Source organism: Methylocystis sp. ATCC 49242, assembly GCF_000188155.2.
Lineage (GTDB): Bacteria > Pseudomonadota > Alphaproteobacteria > Rhizobiales > Beijerinckiaceae > Methylocystis.
This window is the reverse complement of sequence record NZ_KE124772.1, coordinates 65,000-81,351: the sequence shown is the minus strand read 5'-3', so window position 1 is coordinate 81,351 and position 16,352 is coordinate 65,000. Positions and strand designations below refer to the sequence as shown.

The 16,352-nt window shown below is 60.9% G+C and carries 14 protein-coding genes and 3 pseudogenes; 4 read left to right on the top strand and 13 right to left on the bottom strand.

Annotated elements, in window-relative coordinates:
• The first annotated feature begins 179 nt into the window (after positions 1-179).
• Together MET49242_RS01000 and MET49242_RS00995 are read left to right on the top strand one after the other, a co-directional pair.
• Positions 180-641 (top strand): hypothetical protein, encoded by a 462-nt coding sequence (locus MET49242_RS01000; protein ID WP_144259403.1) that lies wholly within the window; start codon positions 180-182, stop codon positions 639-641.
• Positions 642-980: 339 nt separating this feature from the next.
• A complete protein-coding gene (locus MET49242_RS00995) occupies positions 981-1,229 on the top strand; it encodes a hypothetical protein (protein WP_036279629.1) in 249 nt (82 codons plus the stop codon).
• On the opposite strand, the gene MET49242_RS00990 is transcribed toward MET49242_RS00995, so the two are convergent.
• The 9 genes and pseudogenes from MET49242_RS00990 to MET49242_RS00955 all read right to left on the bottom strand — a co-directional run bounded on the left by MET49242_RS00990 (position 1,230) and on the right by MET49242_RS00955 (position 11,619).
• A complete protein-coding gene (locus MET49242_RS00990) occupies positions 1,230-2,678 on the bottom strand; it encodes a ferric reductase-like transmembrane domain-containing protein (RefSeq protein ID WP_036279626.1) in 1,449 nt (482 codons plus the stop codon).
• A 1,237-nt stretch (positions 2,679-3,915) separates the two neighbouring features.
• Complete coding sequence (locus tag MET49242_RS00985; RefSeq protein WP_036279623.1) at positions 3,916-4,134, bottom strand: hypothetical protein; 219 nt, start codon at positions 4,132-4,134, stop codon at positions 3,916-3,918.
• Between the two features lie 215 nt (positions 4,135-4,349).
• On the bottom strand, positions 4,350-5,015 hold the full coding sequence (locus tag MET49242_RS00980; protein ID WP_036279619.1) for an SOS response-associated peptidase: 666 nt from the start codon (positions 5,013-5,015) through the stop codon (positions 4,350-4,352).
• 12 nt (positions 5,016-5,027) lie between these two features.
• Positions 5,028-7,091, bottom strand: coding sequence for an ATP-dependent helicase (locus MET49242_RS00975; RefSeq protein ID WP_036279616.1), 2,064 nt, complete (start codon positions 7,089-7,091; stop codon positions 5,028-5,030).
• Between the two features lie 145 nt (positions 7,092-7,236).
• Positions 7,237-7,602, bottom strand: a complete 366-nt coding sequence (locus tag MET49242_RS00970; protein WP_036279613.1) for a hypothetical protein — start codon at positions 7,600-7,602, stop codon at positions 7,237-7,239.
• A 135-nt stretch (positions 7,603-7,737) separates the two neighbouring features.
• Entirely contained in the window at positions 7,738-8,583 is an 846-nt protein-coding gene (locus MET49242_RS00965) for a division plane positioning ATPase MipZ (RefSeq protein WP_084678805.1), read from the bottom strand.
• Between the two features lie 64 nt (positions 8,584-8,647).
• Positions 8,648-9,109 (bottom strand): hypothetical protein, encoded by a 462-nt coding sequence (locus tag MET49242_RS00960; RefSeq protein ID WP_144259402.1) that lies wholly within the window; start codon positions 9,107-9,109, stop codon positions 8,648-8,650.
• Between the two features lie 443 nt (positions 9,110-9,552).
• Positions 9,553-9,929 (bottom strand): annotated as a pseudogene (locus MET49242_RS23715) (DUF2493 domain-containing protein); the annotation flags it as partial.
• 557 nt (positions 9,930-10,486) lie between these two features.
• Positions 10,487-11,619 (bottom strand): IS3 family transposase gene (locus MET49242_RS00955; protein ID WP_144259392.1). Its coding sequence is split into 2 segments (ribosomal slippage): positions 10,487-11,364 and positions 11,364-11,619, totalling 1,134 coding nucleotides; the frame shifts between segments, so codons are not numbered across the junction.
• 199 nt (positions 11,620-11,818) lie between these two features.
• Here MET49242_RS00955 and MET49242_RS24610 point away from each other — a divergent pair.
• The gene (locus tag MET49242_RS24610) at positions 11,819-12,394 is read left to right on the top strand and encodes a hypothetical protein (protein WP_144259401.1); all 576 of its coding nucleotides are present in this window, start codon (positions 11,819-11,821) and stop codon (positions 12,392-12,394) included.
• Positions 12,395-12,533: 139 nt separating this feature from the next.
• Here MET49242_RS24610 and MET49242_RS00945 read toward each other — a convergent pair whose 3' ends face one another.
• The 4 genes and pseudogenes from MET49242_RS00945 to MET49242_RS24605 form a co-directional block, all read right to left on the bottom strand.
• Positions 12,534-12,743, bottom strand: coding sequence for an alcohol dehydrogenase catalytic domain-containing protein (locus MET49242_RS00945; protein WP_036279608.1), 210 nt, complete (start codon positions 12,741-12,743; stop codon positions 12,534-12,536).
• A gap of 137 nt (positions 12,744-12,880) precedes the next feature.
• Positions 12,881-13,998, bottom strand: a pseudogene (locus MET49242_RS00940) (hypothetical protein).
• A gap of 1 nt (position 13,999) precedes the next feature.
• Positions 14,000-14,773, bottom strand: a complete 774-nt coding sequence (locus MET49242_RS00935) for a hypothetical protein (protein WP_144259400.1) — start codon at positions 14,771-14,773, stop codon at positions 14,000-14,002.
• 691 nt (positions 14,774-15,464) lie between these two features.
• Positions 15,465-15,833, bottom strand: a complete 369-nt coding sequence (locus MET49242_RS24605) for a hypothetical protein (protein ID WP_144259399.1) — start codon at positions 15,831-15,833, stop codon at positions 15,465-15,467.
• A gap of 221 nt (positions 15,834-16,054) precedes the next feature.
• Between MET49242_RS24605 and MET49242_RS23710 the strand changes: the two are divergent.
• Positions 16,055-16,299, top strand: a pseudogene (locus tag MET49242_RS23710) (usg protein).
• Positions 16,300-16,352: the final 53 nt, after the last annotated feature.

Genomic DNA, 16,352 nt, shown 5'->3' with positions numbered 1-16,352 from the left:
AGACCCAATTATCTCCACAAATGTCATTCTCAGGACAAAGTCACATATCTCGCCAAGCGCCGGTGGGATGATCATCGCAACCTTGAGGTCGATGTCCAGATCCGAGAGGGACGTGAAAGCGCGGGTTATCGCCAATGATTTGCGGACTCGGCCCGTTCACTCACGCGCGGAGATAGAGAATGACTCCTGAATTGACTGCTTTTGTGATGATCGTCCTGTTTGTGCTGGGATTCGTGATGGTTATCGTTGGCGGCGTCGGGTTTATGCGCGGCAATCTTGTCCTGATGGACAACCGTTCGCGCATCGCGCAAGGCAGTGTCCTCGCGCTCGCCGCCTTCATGTTCGTCGCAGGCATTGGCGTGCATTTCACGGGAAGCAGCAACACGGCTTTTCTGAAAGGGCAGATGGCGCAGACCTCGCGTTGCGAGCTGGACGGCGAAAGCGCCTATCCCGACGCGCGGCGTGGCAGATCCGGCATCATCGGCAAATATATCGTGTCCTGCATGGCCTCCTCGGGCTTCGACTGGACCGATCAGTCGCAGCTTTGCCGGGAAGCGCCGGTGGCGACGAACGGCTACTGCTACGAGCCCACGGCATGGTTCGACCGCGTTGTGACGCAGGCGCAGCTTGCCTTCAACTGAAGCCATAAACACGCTGCGCGGCTCATGGCTTGAAGCGGTCGTCGGAGAGTTTCGATGAGTCTGCGCCGCGCGCCCCGCCGCTATGTGGCCGCGCCAAAAGGCTGGACACAAATCCGCAGCTGAAGCATCAGTCTGAGAGAAATCCCATAGGCCATCTGCGCTGTCGGGTTCAAAGGCGTTTCTTTCGCTGACGGCCAGATGCCCTTGCCGCGATCGAGCCGCTTCGAGCGGCATGCTCGTCCGATGGCCAATGTTGTCACGTCGAAATCTCACCGTCTATCATTGGAGCATGAACGATGACTGGCGCTGGAAGGCGTCACAAAAAGCGGACTGGAAACAATGGTCAAGTTCTTCACGATTATCGGAGCGAATCTGATTTTGATGGGGCAGGCCGCCGCGCTGGAGCCCTATGAGAAGCACTGCGCCAAGTGCCATGCCAGCGCCGGCAGGCTTGCGCGAAAGCTGGAAGGCGCCACGGCGGAGGAGAAGGCCGCAAAGCTCGGCCGATTTCTGGAGAAGCATCAAAAACTCGACCCGGAAATCCGCTCAAAGCTCGTGGACTATCTGGCCGGCCTGCCGAGCCCTTGATTAGCGCAAGGCAAAGATCACGGCGACGGCGAGTACTGCCGCAATAATTTCCAGAGCTTGGTTACGCCGCCTTTTGTCCAACGCACCGCGTCCGGCCCCATAATCGAAACGTTCGTATAAAATACGCTCGGCGGGGACGCCGACGCCGAGCAGGGCATCGGTCGCGATCTCCATCATCGCCGCCGGCCCACAGACCAGGAAAAAGGTCTCTTTCGGCGGAACGCCGGAGAGGATATCCTCAATGTGACGGCGACTGATCGGGCCCTGTTCAAAGGCCGGCGGCGCGGCCGAGGCATCCACCACTTTCACGACGCGCAGATTAAGCCGCTGGGACAAGTTCTCGATGAGTTGCAGCCCTGCAAGCGCGTTGGGTGTGCGGCCGGCGTAGAGCAGCCGGAAGGCGCGCGCGTCGCCGTTGTCGGCGGCCTCCTCAAGCATGCCGACGAGGGGCGCGACGCCGACGCCACCAGCGATCATGACGACATGCACGCCGCCGGATGGCAGAATGAATCCGCCATGCGGCCCGTCGATGGCCACGCGGCGGCCGGGTTCGATCGCGCCAAAAGCGTTGGTGCAATCGCCCGCTTCGCGGATGATCAGACGCAGTTTCGGCAGCATCTGCGGCGACGAGGCGATTGAAAAGGGGTGGTCGTGGAAGGGCGGGCTATTTGGCGCGATGGTCAGCCACAAAAATTGACCGGAGCGAAACCGAAAGGCCCGCCGCTGCGGCGTGCGCAGGATGATTTGCCAGACATGGTCCGCCGTCGGTTCGACCGACTCGACGACCCATTCCTGTCGCCACATGCGCCAGGGCCGCACGACATAGGCGGAAAAAAGCGTCAGCAGCGCCCCGCCGCCGAGCAGCAGCCAGACCGCCTCGGGCAAAGGCGCGCTGCTGTAATCTCCGTTCGTCAGCGCGTGGTGGAGGATGAGTCCCGCGACAACGATGGCGAGCGGCCCATGCGTCGTGCGCCAGAATTCGTAGCGCACGCCGCGGCCCGTCCGCAGTAGCGCGAAACCTACGAGAACGACGAGCCCTGCAAGCGACAAGACGCCGGACAGCAGGCGGGGACGAACCAGCATCTCACTGAGCAGAAACAAGGCGCCTTGCGGCTGCTCGATGAATCTGGGCACCAGTGGCAGGAGCGGATGCACGATTGCGAACAGCAGCGCCGCGACGGCGGCAACTCGATGGAAGCCCATTGTCCGATCTATGCCGACGCGTCCGGAAAGCGTCTTCGAACGGCCCGAACTCCAGAATTGGAGAAAAAACATGGCGCCCGAGATCATGGCGACTCCGGCGCCGAGTTCGGACCAGCGGCTCTCCGGCTCGATGCCGGCCGCCCAGGCGGCGAGAAGCGGCGCCGCGGCGGCAATGAGATAGAGGATCGCGAGCGCCTTGCCCTGAATCCCAGGGTGCCGGGCGGCGGTGTGGTCGGATGGAGTCATCGTGTTCCTCAGCGGGTGTCCGCGAGCTGAGCCGATTTGGGCCAAACGAATTCGGAAAAACTCCGACGCAGACAGTCAATTCCGCCCCTTTCTGAATCAATTGCAGGCTGGGGCCGCATGCGATTTGGCGACGCTTCAAGACCATGGATTTGGGCTTCGATGAAGTCTCGCTCGCTCAAAGTGAAGCCGAGGCCCTCGCAATCTGTCAAACATCCTGATCTCATCTGGCGCTGCGCGGTAAGAATAGGCGGGCGCCCGGCGACCCGCTAGCTGATCCTTGGGTGTCCAAGCGACGGCGCCTGCGTCTTCGACGAAGCCCGCGTGCGCCCGCGCAGCTTATCAGATTTGGATCTGGGAAGCCTGTGTCGAGCAGACGTCGGACGCGTTCGGCCATCGTGACGTCGAGCAGGGTTATTACCGCCTTGTCGCGCGGTCGAATAGCTGGCACACTCGTGCGTCGGCGAAGTCGAGACCGGTCATCGGGGCTTACCATCGCGGTCCTATCAAGCGCACCGGTTTATTCGGCCTCGGAGAGACTTTCGATCGTCTGTTGATCACTCACAATCCAGCACTGCAGCGAATGGATCATCTATCTGACAGTTACGAAATCGGCTCTGGCAACTGCGCTGACCTGATGCGCAATCGGCGAGGATGCGTCAGCGCTGCGCGTCACCATACCGCCGGGCGGCGACCCCTTGCAGAGAGTCCCCCAAGGGCTATTGTATCGGCGCTCGTTGACACCGGCTAACCATGAATGCGCAACAAGAATTCTCAGAACGCCTAAAAAGCGCCAAGTTATCGGCGACGAGGTCGTTCTTGCGCGCACCCATGAGCCGCTCTCGCGGCTAATTCCTTGTCAGGCCGAGCGCTGCAGAGTCGACCAGCCAAAGGACACCCCAGGAGAAGTTCTCGTAGCTTCCAAGAACTCATTGACGTGAAAGGCATCACAATCACCGCGTCGATCACTAACGAGTCGGTGGACGAACTCGGCGCGCGTCGGCGGCAAGGCCAAGGCTATCATCAAGTCTTCCGAGGTGATTGTCGGAGTTGATTAACAGCCACCAAGGGATCGGCCGGCCGCTGAGAGATAGTGAGCCTGGAGCTTGGTTTTACTTCAAGCCCTCGGCGGCCGGGCTTGCGCGCGCGCTCACAGCGCCGCCCCCTACTAAACGAAAGGGCCCGCCGATCAGCGCGCGCATCCAGGAAAGCCAGAAACTCGCTTCCGCGATCTGCGACGCTAATTTAGCGTCTCTCCACGAAGACCGATCTCCGTCGGGAAGGGCGGCAGCTGCCCGTAGGTTGCGGCGGCTGTAAGCGCTCCCGCGGCGATTTCGCCCATTCGATCGAGAAGATCAACCGACCGAGCGACCGGACTCGGTCGAGTACTCGTCAAGTCTACAATCTCCGTCAGCGCCTCGGTGAGGATTGCGAGTTGAGCAGCGGCGTCGTTCGTCATAAGCGACCCCTCAGAACTCTTACTCTTTTAAGTATGGGGCAAAACCAGCGTCCCCATGCAACAATATACTACATTTATCCTCAACAAATGGGGAATGGGAGCAAACGCGATGCGAAGGCGTGACTCGTAGAACCGAAAGCTCGCAGCCCACACGAACGCTCCAGACGCCTTCAGGTTTCCGTCTCGTAAGGAAGGTTGTTCGACGCACTTGATCGTCAGGCTGCGAGGCCTCCCTCGTCTTGCTTTCCGCCCCTCGCTACGATGATGAGAGCGTCATCGGCGAGCGGCCGCTGCAGCCGGAGCGCCTCCTCAGCGGGCGCGGTCATCCAGTACTCAATTTCCTCCCGCGTCGTCAGGATCACAGGCATCGCCTTCGGATGAATCGCGCCGACGACCTTGTTGGCTTCCGTCGTCNGAAACGCGAAGAGGTCGTTGGTCGTCTCGCCCTCCTTCACTTTGCGCACGGAGGTCCACCGAGTCCAAATTCCGGCGAAGAACGCGAGTGGCCGCGTCTCGTCGAGGGCGAACCAGACCGTCGGATGCGTGCCGTCGGGGAGCGCCTCGTTTTCTGAGAAGCTGGTGAAGGGCACGATGCAGCGGTTCTCGAGCCCGAGCCAACGCCGCCAATGCGGAGACTTGACGTTGCGGACGTTGGTGACGCCGGAATCGCACTTCCTCCCCTTCAACGCGAAGACAGGTGAAGGCATCCCCCAGCGCGCCAGCGTCAATTCGCGTCCCTCAGGACCGTTTCGGACAATCGGCGCGGCGCAATCGGGAAAGACCGCGGGGAAGGACGGCAGATTGCCGGTCCCATCGTGCATCGCGCGGGCCATCTCGCGGATCGCTTGTTGCCCCTTGGTCATTGAGTACAGGTTGCACATGGGGCCTTCCCCTTATCGCCACATGGCGCGCATTCTGGCGCCGACATCGACGCGCATCTGTCTGGCGCCCTGCCGCTCTCCCGAAGCGGCCGAAGCCCGTGGCCACGTCACGCATTCGAAATGGCCCAGCAAAGCTTTTGGGATGAAGCGAGTTCGCGACGCGTAGACGTGGCGATCGCCTTGCGGGTGCTGTCCATGGGTGAAAAAGCGCTGTGGTGTGATGAGATGCAGACTGTCCTTCGCCCGCGTCATGGCGACATAGAGCAGCCGCCGCTCCTCTTCGATTTCGGCCGTCGATCCGGCGCCGAGGTCCGAGGGGATGCAGCCGTCGACGGCGTTGAGGACGAAAACCGATTTCCATTCCTGTCCCTTAGCCGAATGGATGGTGGACAGGATCAGATAATCCTCGTCGAGAAGCGGCGCGCCGGCCTGGTCGCTGGTGGCGTCCGGCGGGTCGAGCGTCAATTCGGTGAGGAAGCGCTCGCGCGACGGGTAACCTGCCGCCATCTGTTCGAGTTGCAGGAGGTCGGCCAGGCGCGTCGCCGCATCTTCGTGAATGCGCTCGAGATGCGGTTCGTACCAGCGGCGCGCGCCTGCGATTTCCGCCGGCCAGCCGGCCTTGCCCGTGCGCAAATGCTGGAGGGTTTCGACAAACCCAGTCCAAGCATCGCCCGAGCGCGGCGGCGCGGGGATATCCGAGAGAGAGGACAAGGGGTCAGGCTGCTCCGCCATCAGGTCGAGGACGCGTTGCGCCGACGCCGGACCGACGCCCGGCAGAAGCTGCATGAGGCGAAAGCCGGCGACGCGGTCGCGCGGATTCTGCGCAAACCGCAGCAGGGCGAGCATGTCCTTGACGTGGGCGCTGTCGAGGAATTTTAGCCCGCCGAACTTGACGAAGGGGATGTTGCGGCGGGTCAGCTCCAGTTCGAGCGGACCGCTATGATGAGAGGCGCGGAACAGCACTGCCTGTTGTTTCAGGCGCGCGCCGATCTCCCGGTCCTCCAAGACGCGCTCGACGACGTAGCGGGCCTGGTCGGCCTCGTCGGGCACGGTGATGAGCCGAGGCTTTTCCACTGATTGGCGTTCCGTCCAGAGGTTCTTGGTGAAACGCTCGCTCGCGAGTTCGATCACACAGTTCGCGGCGGCGAGGATCGGTTGCGTCGAGCGATAGTTACGGTCGAGCGTGACGATGTCGGCGGGAGGGGTGAAGGCGTTGGGAAAATCGAGGATGTTGCGCACGGTCGCGGCGCGGAAGGAATAGATCGACTGAGCGTCGTCGCCCACGACGGTGAGGCCGCGCCCGCCGGGCTTCATCGCCAGCAGGATCGAGGACTGGAGGCGGTTCGTGTCCTGATATTCGTCGACAAGGACGTGATCGAACCTTCCGCCAATGTCCTCCGCGAGCGCGGGCTCGCCCAGGGTCTGCGCCCAATAGAGCAGTAAATCGTCGTAATCGAGAACGTTCTGCGTCTGCTTGGCCTCGACATAGGCTGCGAACAACTCGCGCAGCTGAGCTCTCCAGCCGGCGCACCAAGGAAAGAAACTTTCGAGAACGTCGTCGAGCGGCAACTCCTCGTTGACGGCGCGGGAATAGATGGCAAGGCAAGTTCCCTTGGTTGGGAAGCGGCTCTCCGTCTTCGAGAAGCCCAGCTCGTGCCGGACAAGGTTCATGAGATCGGCGGCATCCTCCCGATCGTGGATTGTGAAATCGGCGTTAAGCCCGATCCCGCCGGCGTACTCGCGCAACAGGCGAGCGCCGACCCCGTGAAACGTCCCCGCCCAGGCGAGTCCGTTGGTCAGGATCCCGGCGCTGGCTCCCAACGCCTCTGCGCAGATGCGCTCGACGCGCCGCGTCATCTCGGCCGCCGCCCGGCGGGAGAAGGTCATCAGCAGGATGCGACGCGGATCGGCGCCGTTGACGATCAGATGCGCGACGCGATGGGCGAGCGTGTTGGTCTTGCCTGACCCGGCCCCTGCGATGACGAGGAGCGGCCCGCCCGGCGCACACCTCTTTTCCCAGACGCCGTGTTCGACGGCCTGCCGCTGTTCTGGGTTGAGTTTTTCGAGGTAGGCCACGGGCGGCGCTCGCGAATCGCGGGGGAGGGCAGGGGGCTGAGTGAACCACAATTCGCGTTTTGTTCGCAACGCCTCTACACTGTGAAAATGCACCCCATGCGGCCTCGGCTTGATCGACGCGCCGGTTGTGGTCTTGATGAGACTGCTAAGCGCCGGGAATCGAGAGTAGCGGCATGACCTCCACGCTGTCGCCGGGAAAGATCGCGAAGTGTGGGTGATTTTCGAACATTTGGGCCGCTTCTTCGGGAGACGCGGCGCGCACGACCGTGAACGCGCCGAGCGCGTTGCTAATGTCCTCGATGCCGGTCAGGGAAACCTTCTTCGTCTTGCCGAGCGGGCCGCCCATCGTGACGATGTCGGCCTTGTGTTTTTCCGCCCAGGCATGCCAGGCAGCGATGCCTTCCTGTTCCCGCTTGTGTCGGTCGGCCTCGGGCAAGGCCATCCAAGCGCCCATTTTGGCACTCTCTTTGCCGCCAAGGAATATCGCGAGATAGGTGCCGGTCGGGTTCATAATGCTTGCTCCTTCGTGGTCGGGGGGAAGTTGGTTGCATCCTCGAGCCGTCGCGCACGACGCCATGCAGCGCGAAACATCTCGCCTTTCCTGCAAGAGATATGCGAGCCGTCCTGCTCTGTGGAAACGAGGCGCTCAAAGCCCGAGGAATGGAAGCGCAGGCGCCAGCGCCGCGGCAAAGTCGCGAAGGAATTTTGCGACATGCGCCCGCTCGGTGATCGTCAGAAGTCCCGCCTTATCGGCTCGCGTGAACGGGACATTCTCAGCGTCCAATTTTGCAAATGTTCCAGCGGGCAGAGAAGGGAATTCTATTTCGACGCCGCCGGAAGCCAGCAGCTTTTCGCGAGTCTTGCCACCTTTTGCCAAGCCTTTGGCATCGGTGAAGCCGTACCAGAAGGGGAAGTCGCTCGGCGGCCTTCCGTGTTTGAGATTGATGACGGCAACATGGTCGGCCCTGTCGCCGATCAGGCTGAGCCAACGTGCGACGGATTGCGCCGCGCCCACGTCAGGGGAAATAACATGGAAAACCGTCAATTTGTAGCTGTGCGCTTCGAAGGCATCGAGAAGGCCGTCGAGCCCTTCGCCGCCATCGACGATCCGTGTGAGGTCAGCCAGGAGGCCGCCCGCGAGATCATGAACGTAGAGCTTTTCGCCTGACTCGATGGAGTCGAGGAGTATGTTGCGTTCGTCATCGGCCCGACCGTTGTAGTAACCGATCCCTTCCACCGGATTTTGGACGCGCTCGATTGCGCCATTGGCGTCCCTGGTGCCGAGGACCCGCGCCGTTGCGCCTACACTGCCATCGGCATCATAAGCCGCGACTCGCTTTCCTCTGGTACGAAGATAATCGACCAGCGTCCGCGTGAACACTGATTTGCCCACACCTCCCTTCTCATTGGCGACGAGAGCCACGCGCTTGAACGCGGGAGGTAAGGCGGCAGCCCGAGGGCGGGCTTTGAGTTCGGCAGCAGTTGTCGCCATGTCCGAGAGTCCTTTCCCGTCAGGGATGATCGCGGGAATTAGCGGGGACGCTAATTCCCCCTCGTTAGACATCGTAATCGAATCGATGCCCGAGAACGTCCTTCGCAGACCTTCGATTTTGTGCCAGAGGCTTCGTCGACAATAGCGAAGGCGACGTCACCATCTTTGCCGTCGCATCGGTAGTCCTCGAACCAGATTTGACGGTGATCGCCTTTGTTTCCGTTGCAACGACCGTTTTGTTCTTCTTGCGGCGACGGGTTGTCAGAGCGCGAGCCTCTTTGATGTACTTGACTAACGTGGCGGCGGCGATGGTGAAGCCATTTTCGCGCATGATATCGGCGAGTTCCGTGCTGGTATATCCCTTTGCGCGGAAAGCGAGCAGATCCGGGAGCAATTGGACGACTGCGGCTTTCAGAGGACTGCGGGAGCGTGTGCTTTTCCTCGGCGGCGCCGAGCGCAACGCCGATCGCACTGCGGACACCCTATCAGTGGGCGCCTTGCTCGCTTCGCCCTTTTTATTCCCCATGGCGCCGCCCTTTTTAGATTCACCTTTGCACTGTCACCCGTTCCAGCCTCAATTTGATTCCACCCTAACGACCAGCTTTGTTGAACATTGTTTCAACCGAATCAGAGCATTACACTACGACAGCTTCATTCCGCTTTGCGACAAGATCGGGGCATCTGTGATGACTGAGGTGTTTTTCAGGAAGGGACGCAATTTTCCGTGATGTCTTGGGGGCGCGGATTTGGCATACGCATCGGTCACACCTCCGTTATTGTCGCTCGACCGACTCCTGCACGGCATGGCGCGCTTCCGAGTCTTGATGGTGCTATGTGAGCAATTCCCGACGAAGGGCGAGGGCAACGGCGTGCGGCAGCGTTAATGCGCCGAGTTTCTTCCGGCAATTATCCAGATGAAACTTCACCACGCGCGGGGTGACGGCCAAAATGTGTGTTGTCTTGCCTGCACGCGGCGTTCTTGTGTCGCGTCCACTCCGGTTTGAAGGCGAGCTGAGGAATTTTACGGTTGTCCGCCCAACAGGCTGCGATCCGCTCCGCGCCCTTCGGCCCGGCTCCGTAGATTAGAACCATGCCCGGGTGCTTCGCGCGTGCCTTATCGAACGCATCCCAAATCCGTTGATGATCCTTGCAGTCCGCACCGCCGGCGAACGCGACGCGAGGGCCAGGTGGCAAAAGCACCTGCGTCTCGGCGAGCTTTTTGGCGTTAAGAAATCCCGGCTGTCGATCATCGCCCCCGTCAGGGCGCGGTGATTAACCTGCGATCCCGAGCGTGGACGCCAGGAGGAACCGGACTCGGCCGCGTAGAGCTCTGCGAGATGGTCCCGGTGGATCGAAGAGTCTGCGCCCGCCGTTGGCGCGGCCGGTCGAGGTCGATTCGCATCGGAGGAAGGGCTCGCGTTTTTGCGCTACTATATCGCTCATGGAAGGTAAGCGAGAGATGGGTGTTGGACTCCCGGCGAACCGAATCCCCCATTGGCGCTTCGAGCGTGGAGCAGATGAGAAACCTGGTAAGCGGGTAGCGTCATGCCCAACGAGCTTCAGCTCGGAGGTGGATATGACCGCAATCGCTAAAAGAGCCGTCGTGTCGCCGAAAACGGAATGCGGACGGTGATGAAAAGACCTAGCCACGCATCCTTATGCCGCGCCAGCGGCTGACATTCTGACCGAACTGATAAGTGACTTGAATCAGCGACCGTGCCAATTTGGGATGAGCGGCACGCCAAGCGAACGAAATTAGAGCTGGCCTCGGTTGTCTGGACAGCCCCCCGCGGATTTTGAGTGGATCTCTGCCGGGGTTTGCTGAACGCGGGGCGTCTCGATTTTGTCGCGGCGGCGGGAGGGCGTAGCCCGACCAGAGCTGCGACAAAATCGACGGCGACGGTCATGCGGCCATCGCCGTTTTCTGTTGGCCGAAGTAGGCCTCGTCGGGCGTGCGCCCGTCAAGGCTCGAATGCGGGCGCCGCTCGTTGTAAAAGGCCAGATACCGGCCGATCGAGGCACGGGCCTCGGACACGCTGTCGTAGGCGCGCAAATAGACCTCCTCGTATTTCACACTGCGCCACAGCCGCTCGACAAAGACATTGTCTCGCCAAGCGCCTTTCCCGTCCATGCTGATCGAGACCTTCGCATCGATAAGCACCCCGGTGAAGTCGAGACTGGTGAACTGGCTGCCCTGATCCGTGTTGAAAATCTCCGGCTTGTCGTGTTTCGCCAGCGCCTCTTTCAAGGCGTCGACGCAGATCTCCGCTTCCATCGTGATCGACACGCGATGCGAAAGAACGCGCCGCGTGAAGACGTCGACGACCGCCACGAGATAGACGAAGCCGCGCCGCATCGGGATGTAGCTGATGTCCGTCGCCCAGACCTGGTTTGGTCGTTCGATCTTCACCCCGCGCAGCAGATACGGATAAACCTTGTGTCCCGGCGCGGGCTTGCTCGTGTTCGGCCGCCGATAGATCGCCTCGATCCCCATCCGCTTCATCAGCGTCGTGACATGCCGGCGGCCCACGGCGACGCCCTCGCGCCGCAGCAGATCGCGCAGCATCCGCGCGCCCGCAAAGGGATGTTCGAGATGCAACTCGTCAATGCGGCGCATCAGCTTCAGATCCTCGGCCGAAACCGGCCGCGGCTTGTAGTAGACGGAGCTGCGGGCAACCCCCAGCGCCTTCGCCTGCCGGGCGATTGGAAGATCATGATCGCGGTCGATCATCTTTTTGCGCTCAGCAATCCCGCTTTTGTGAGCGCGCCGGACAAAAAATCGTTCTCCAGCGTCAGTTCGCCGATCTTCGCGTGAAGCCCCTTCAAGTCAACGGCGGCTTCCTTTGGCTCCGTCTTCTCCTGCCCGAAAACGCCGGCCGCGCCTTCAAGCAACTGACTTTTCCACGTCGTGATCTGGTTCGGGTGGACGTCGAATTGCTGCGCCAGCTCGGCCAGCGTCTTCTCGCCCTTGATCGCGGCCAAAGCCACTTTTGCCTTTAAGGCCGGAGAATGCGTCCGGCGGCTCCGTTTCGTCATCGAATGCTCCTGATTCGCAGCAAGAATCCTTGCCGCTGTCAGGCAGAAAATCCACTCAAGCTACTGTCCGAATTTCCGGGGCCAGCTCTATTAGTCCGAATCGTGGATCTTCCATTAGCCATATTCAAAGGTTGAAAAAGGATTATGGAAATGGCACGAGACGATTCGCTGCCTTCTCAGTCGGAATGGATCAGTTTTGATGCGCAAGCCTGTTCGTTCATTCATTCGCGAATACAAAAGCCGCTCGTCTCGGTTCATCATCTCGAGGGAGATGATCGAAGGCGTTTCCGGGTCTCCAGAAAAGGCCTCGGTAAATATCGACAGCACGAAATATTTTCCTCAAAGTAGCTCGTCAAAGGCGGCTTTTGATGCGGCGAATGCGATATTTCAGACGAGCCTCAGCAGTGATACCCCGGCGAAACCTGAGATTGCGTCGGAGATAGTGACTGGCCGTGTGCTTCCTTGTCTTCGTCAAGATATCAGTCATTCAGATGAAACCGTGGCGGACAAGGGACCGGCACGAACACGTGCCGCGAAGGGCGGCGCCACAGAAGCAGCCCGTCAAAAACCTGATCGCAGCAAACCAATTGCGCCAAAACCCACGACCGCAGAGATGACAAGCGATATAGCGCCAACGCTCGAAAACAGGTCGGGGGTCGTTGAAGAGATTGGGACCCATCAAAAATCGCGTTTAGCGAGGCGGAAATGGCCCCGAAAGAAAGAGCTTGGTCCCGGTCAGAAGTGGAAGCGACGCCTGACAATCTATGCGCGCTGAGGACGATGTCACGTTAACCGGTGGGTAGGGTGGGATGGGCCCATGACGGCGCCATGAACCCGTCGCCCCTGAGCACAAGGCCCTCGCTTCGCGCCGCAGATCATCGCCCACGCCGTCTGGCTCTATTTCCCGTTCCCGGTCAGCCTGCGCCTCGCCTTGGATCGCTGAACGCGAAGATCGGGTCGCCTGCCTTAAACTTATTGGCGCGTACGCCAACCGACACGACCTCGCCGGCAATGTCCGACCCGAGCACATAGGGAAAGCGCAAGCGGACGAAGAGCCGCAATTGCCCTTGGCGGATTTTCCAATGCAAGTGGTATACGGCGGCCGCGCGCGCCTGCATGAGCATCTCTTCGTCGCCGGGACGTGGGTCGGGCTAGTCGCTCAGCCTCAGATCCGCTTCGCCGTAGCCGTCTATAGCAACCGTTTTCATCCTCGAACTCCTTCGCTGGCGCGCCGTCGTTCCGTCTCGCCTGCCTTTGCAGCTCAAAGGCGGTGCGCCTCGGTTTCGACCAGCATCTGTTGCAGCCATTCCATATAGGGGGTGCCGCCGGTTCCTCGCGGATCATCAGTCCAGCGGCTGATGTATTCTTCGGCCCAGCGGTAATGGACACGGCGAAAGGCCGCCATCGCGTCGAGGATGGCGTTGAAGGGTTCCGTGACAGCGGCACTGCGAATGTCGGGCATGGCTGCGACCTCCTCGATCAGCGCCCGATGCTCGGCCGGCATGTAGTTGCGCATATCGTCGAGGTGATCCGTGAGAGCGTGCGCCGGTGGGGAATTTTCATGAAGGCGATCAACGTCGGCATGATGCTGCTTTGCGCCCCGGTTTCGCCCCGAAACTGCATGGGGGCGTGGTCGACGCCCTCGTAGGTCACGTTTTCGAAGAAGCGGATGTAGGGCCGGAAGGTCCTGTAGTAGAGCGTGGCGTCCATGTGCTCGGGAATGCGCTTGAGCACATCGACCTGTCGATCGACGGCGTTTGCGATGCGCCACACTTCGGCGCTGAGATCCGCGCCCGGCTTATCCGCCAGCCGCTGCTTGATCGTGGCGATCGCGCAGAGGATCTCGGCTGCAATCGCCTCGATCTCGACATGGACGAGGATGAACCAACGCTCGTCGTACAGGTGGACGAAATTCTGGATGGTGTCGATGTTGCCAAGCTCGATCGGGCCGTCCTTGCGGAACCGTTTCCAATTGTACAGCGCATAGCCGTCATAGCTCAGGATTGGCGGGCGCCCGAGCAGCCTCGCCACGTCAACAAGAGGTCCGGCAAGGTTGTGGGGGAGAGTCGTCGCCGGCTCCTCGCCGACCTGGTTGACATAGGCGGAAGCGAGGAAGCAGACCCGCAAGTAGTAGAGACGAAGCTGCGGCAGCGTCTCTGCGGAAAGGGGGTCTTCCCACTTCGGAATATCCAGGGCGCGCGCATACGCCCGAAAGCCCCTGTCGTAAAGCAGGCTCGGCAGGTCGCGCCCGATCTCGTCCAGCGCGGCGTAGGGCGAGCCCGAAGGGAACGCAGCGAGTGGATCGACGTCCGGGAGGAAGCCGCGTCTGGAATATATCGGCCTCAGCAGTTCGCTGCCTTGGGACAGGGCGACTGGCATGTCACTGCGCTCTTCTGGCGATGTCGACGAGCGCAATCGCGTTGACCCCACTGCACGCGAGCGCGAGGCCGCCGTCGGGCGTCGGCGCCATGTTGCGGACCACGCCGCCGCCCGAGGGTATCGGCCACCGCTCGAATGTCTGGCTTTTAGGATCGAAGCGCGTCAGCATGTTCGGCGAGGCTACCGACTCTACGTACCAAATGACGTCGTCGACGACAGCGATCGCGTAGGGGCCGGAGTCTCGCCCGCCTGGCGACGGCCACTCCGAGACCTCGCTGGTCTTCGGGTCCAAGCGGCCGAGATATCCTCTGGCGTAGTCCGTGTACCAAATGGCGTCGTCGCTCGTCGCCGCGATCCGCCGCGGGCGCGCGTCGGGGTTCGAGAGGGTGAATTCCTTAATCTTCATCGTCGCGGGATCGGCGAGCGCGATTTTATTCGAGCCGAACTCGGCGAAGAAGGGAACCCCTTTGGAGTTTACCAACAAGCCATAGGGAAGCGAATGGGCGGTCGGCGACGGGATGAGTTTAATGTCGCCCGCCGCGGGATCGAGACGGCCGAGCATGTTCCCGCCGATGACGGTGAACCACAGGTTCCCCTTCTGGTCGAAGACGGGGGTGTGGGGATCTCGGGCGGCCGGGTCGGGAAGCTTAAATTCGCGAACGTCCCCGGTCGTGGGGTCAAGCTTGCCTATGTAGCCCTTGAAGCTTGCTGTGAACCAGATTGCGCCATTCGCGTCAGCGACCAGTCCATGCGGCCCCGAGTCAGGCGTTTTCAAATGGTATTCCCGGAACTGCCCGGTTCTAGGATCGAGCCGCCCGAGAAGATTGGCCATTTGGCCGGTGTACCAGATCGCTCCATCGCTCGTCACAAACGGATCGTGCGGGTGCGCTGCCCGCGTGGGCGTTCGCCATTCCTTGATATCGACGCGAACGTCGTCGCCCGCCGCGCGAGCGGTCGCGCTATCGGGAGCCTCTGGTTTGGCGTTTGTCGCGGTCGTATGGAGGCGAGGCCAGCGATCGGCGTCGCAACTCGACGTACCCCAAGTCAGGCATGCCAGTTCGACAGGCGGAAGGCTCGCGACTTCCGGCGGCGAATAGGCGGCCGAGGGGGTTACGAAGGCGTTAGCAGCGAAAACCAAGCTTGGGAGGGAGAGCATGTTCGCGTCCGTACCAGTTGCCTCCCGCAATTAGCGCTCGCGTGGCTCGTATCAATTTGGGCCGAAATGCCGTCGCTCAGTCTCAAAGTCGAGGGACGGCCGGGTCGCCTCTGGCATGCGCCGGCTGCATGATGGAGACACGAACGAGAGCAAGTCTCGCCGATAGAGCAGCGCTGCCCCAGAGCCATTCCGAGAAGACGGATCTCGGACGGAAAGGCCGGCAACCGCCCGTAGGCCGCCGTGGCGCTCTCGCAGAGATTTCGCCCATTCGATCGACGGCTGAAACCGCTCCAAATGCACAGGGCTTCTGTCAGCAATCGCGTGACTGCTTGGCAAAAATGCTGTAGCGAACGATTCGTCTATGAAAATACTGGGGTGCACAATGGCAAGAAGAACGACTGCGAAGAAGACTGCGCGTAAAGGCGCCACGAAGAAAGCCGCTCGCAAAGGCCCGGCGAAGAAAGTCGCTCGGAAAGCCACTGCGAAGGCTGCTGTCAAAAAAGCCACGCGCAAAGCGCCGGCAAAGAAGCGGACCCGGAACCCCCTCGCAACGGCGACCACCGCCCATCAGGTGGCCGAAAAGAAGCTCACTGTCGCCAAAAAGGCTTATGATCGCGCTGTCGTCGCCGAGGCGCGCGCCGCCGAGAAACTCAAGAAAGTAAATGAGAAGATTGCGCAAAAAGCCGTAAAGCAGCGGCCTTGAACGGCGTCTGGTGATTCTGAGACGTAAGGACTTTAGCTACGGCAAAAGCGAAATTCGCCAAGGTGATTGCAGAGCCCACCGCGAGGTGGGCTTTCTCCCGAAGCGCAAGCGTAGGGCAGGCAAAAGAGGTAGGCGGGAAGTGAGCCGCTTCTGGCGACATCGCTGCTCTTTCGCTCGAGGGAAAGTCACTGGAGCTTATGTTCGACGGCTACGGCCTGACGACCGCAAATATCCTCTACCATCTTCCCGACTACCCGCGATCGTTCAATGTTATATCTGGCAGGAATACGACCTACATCCGCATTTCCCGGAACTGCACAAATTTCTCGACTTCTGGACCAGGAGTCTGGAAGGCAAGCTTCACTCGGTGCGGGTGGCGCACGCTGGGCTTATTCGCCCTGCGGAAATTTCAGTCATGGGCGACGAATTCAAACTACACTGAAGGTATCGCCGGCAAGAGCAAAATGTTTTCGGCGGCGGTCTTTCCCTCGAACC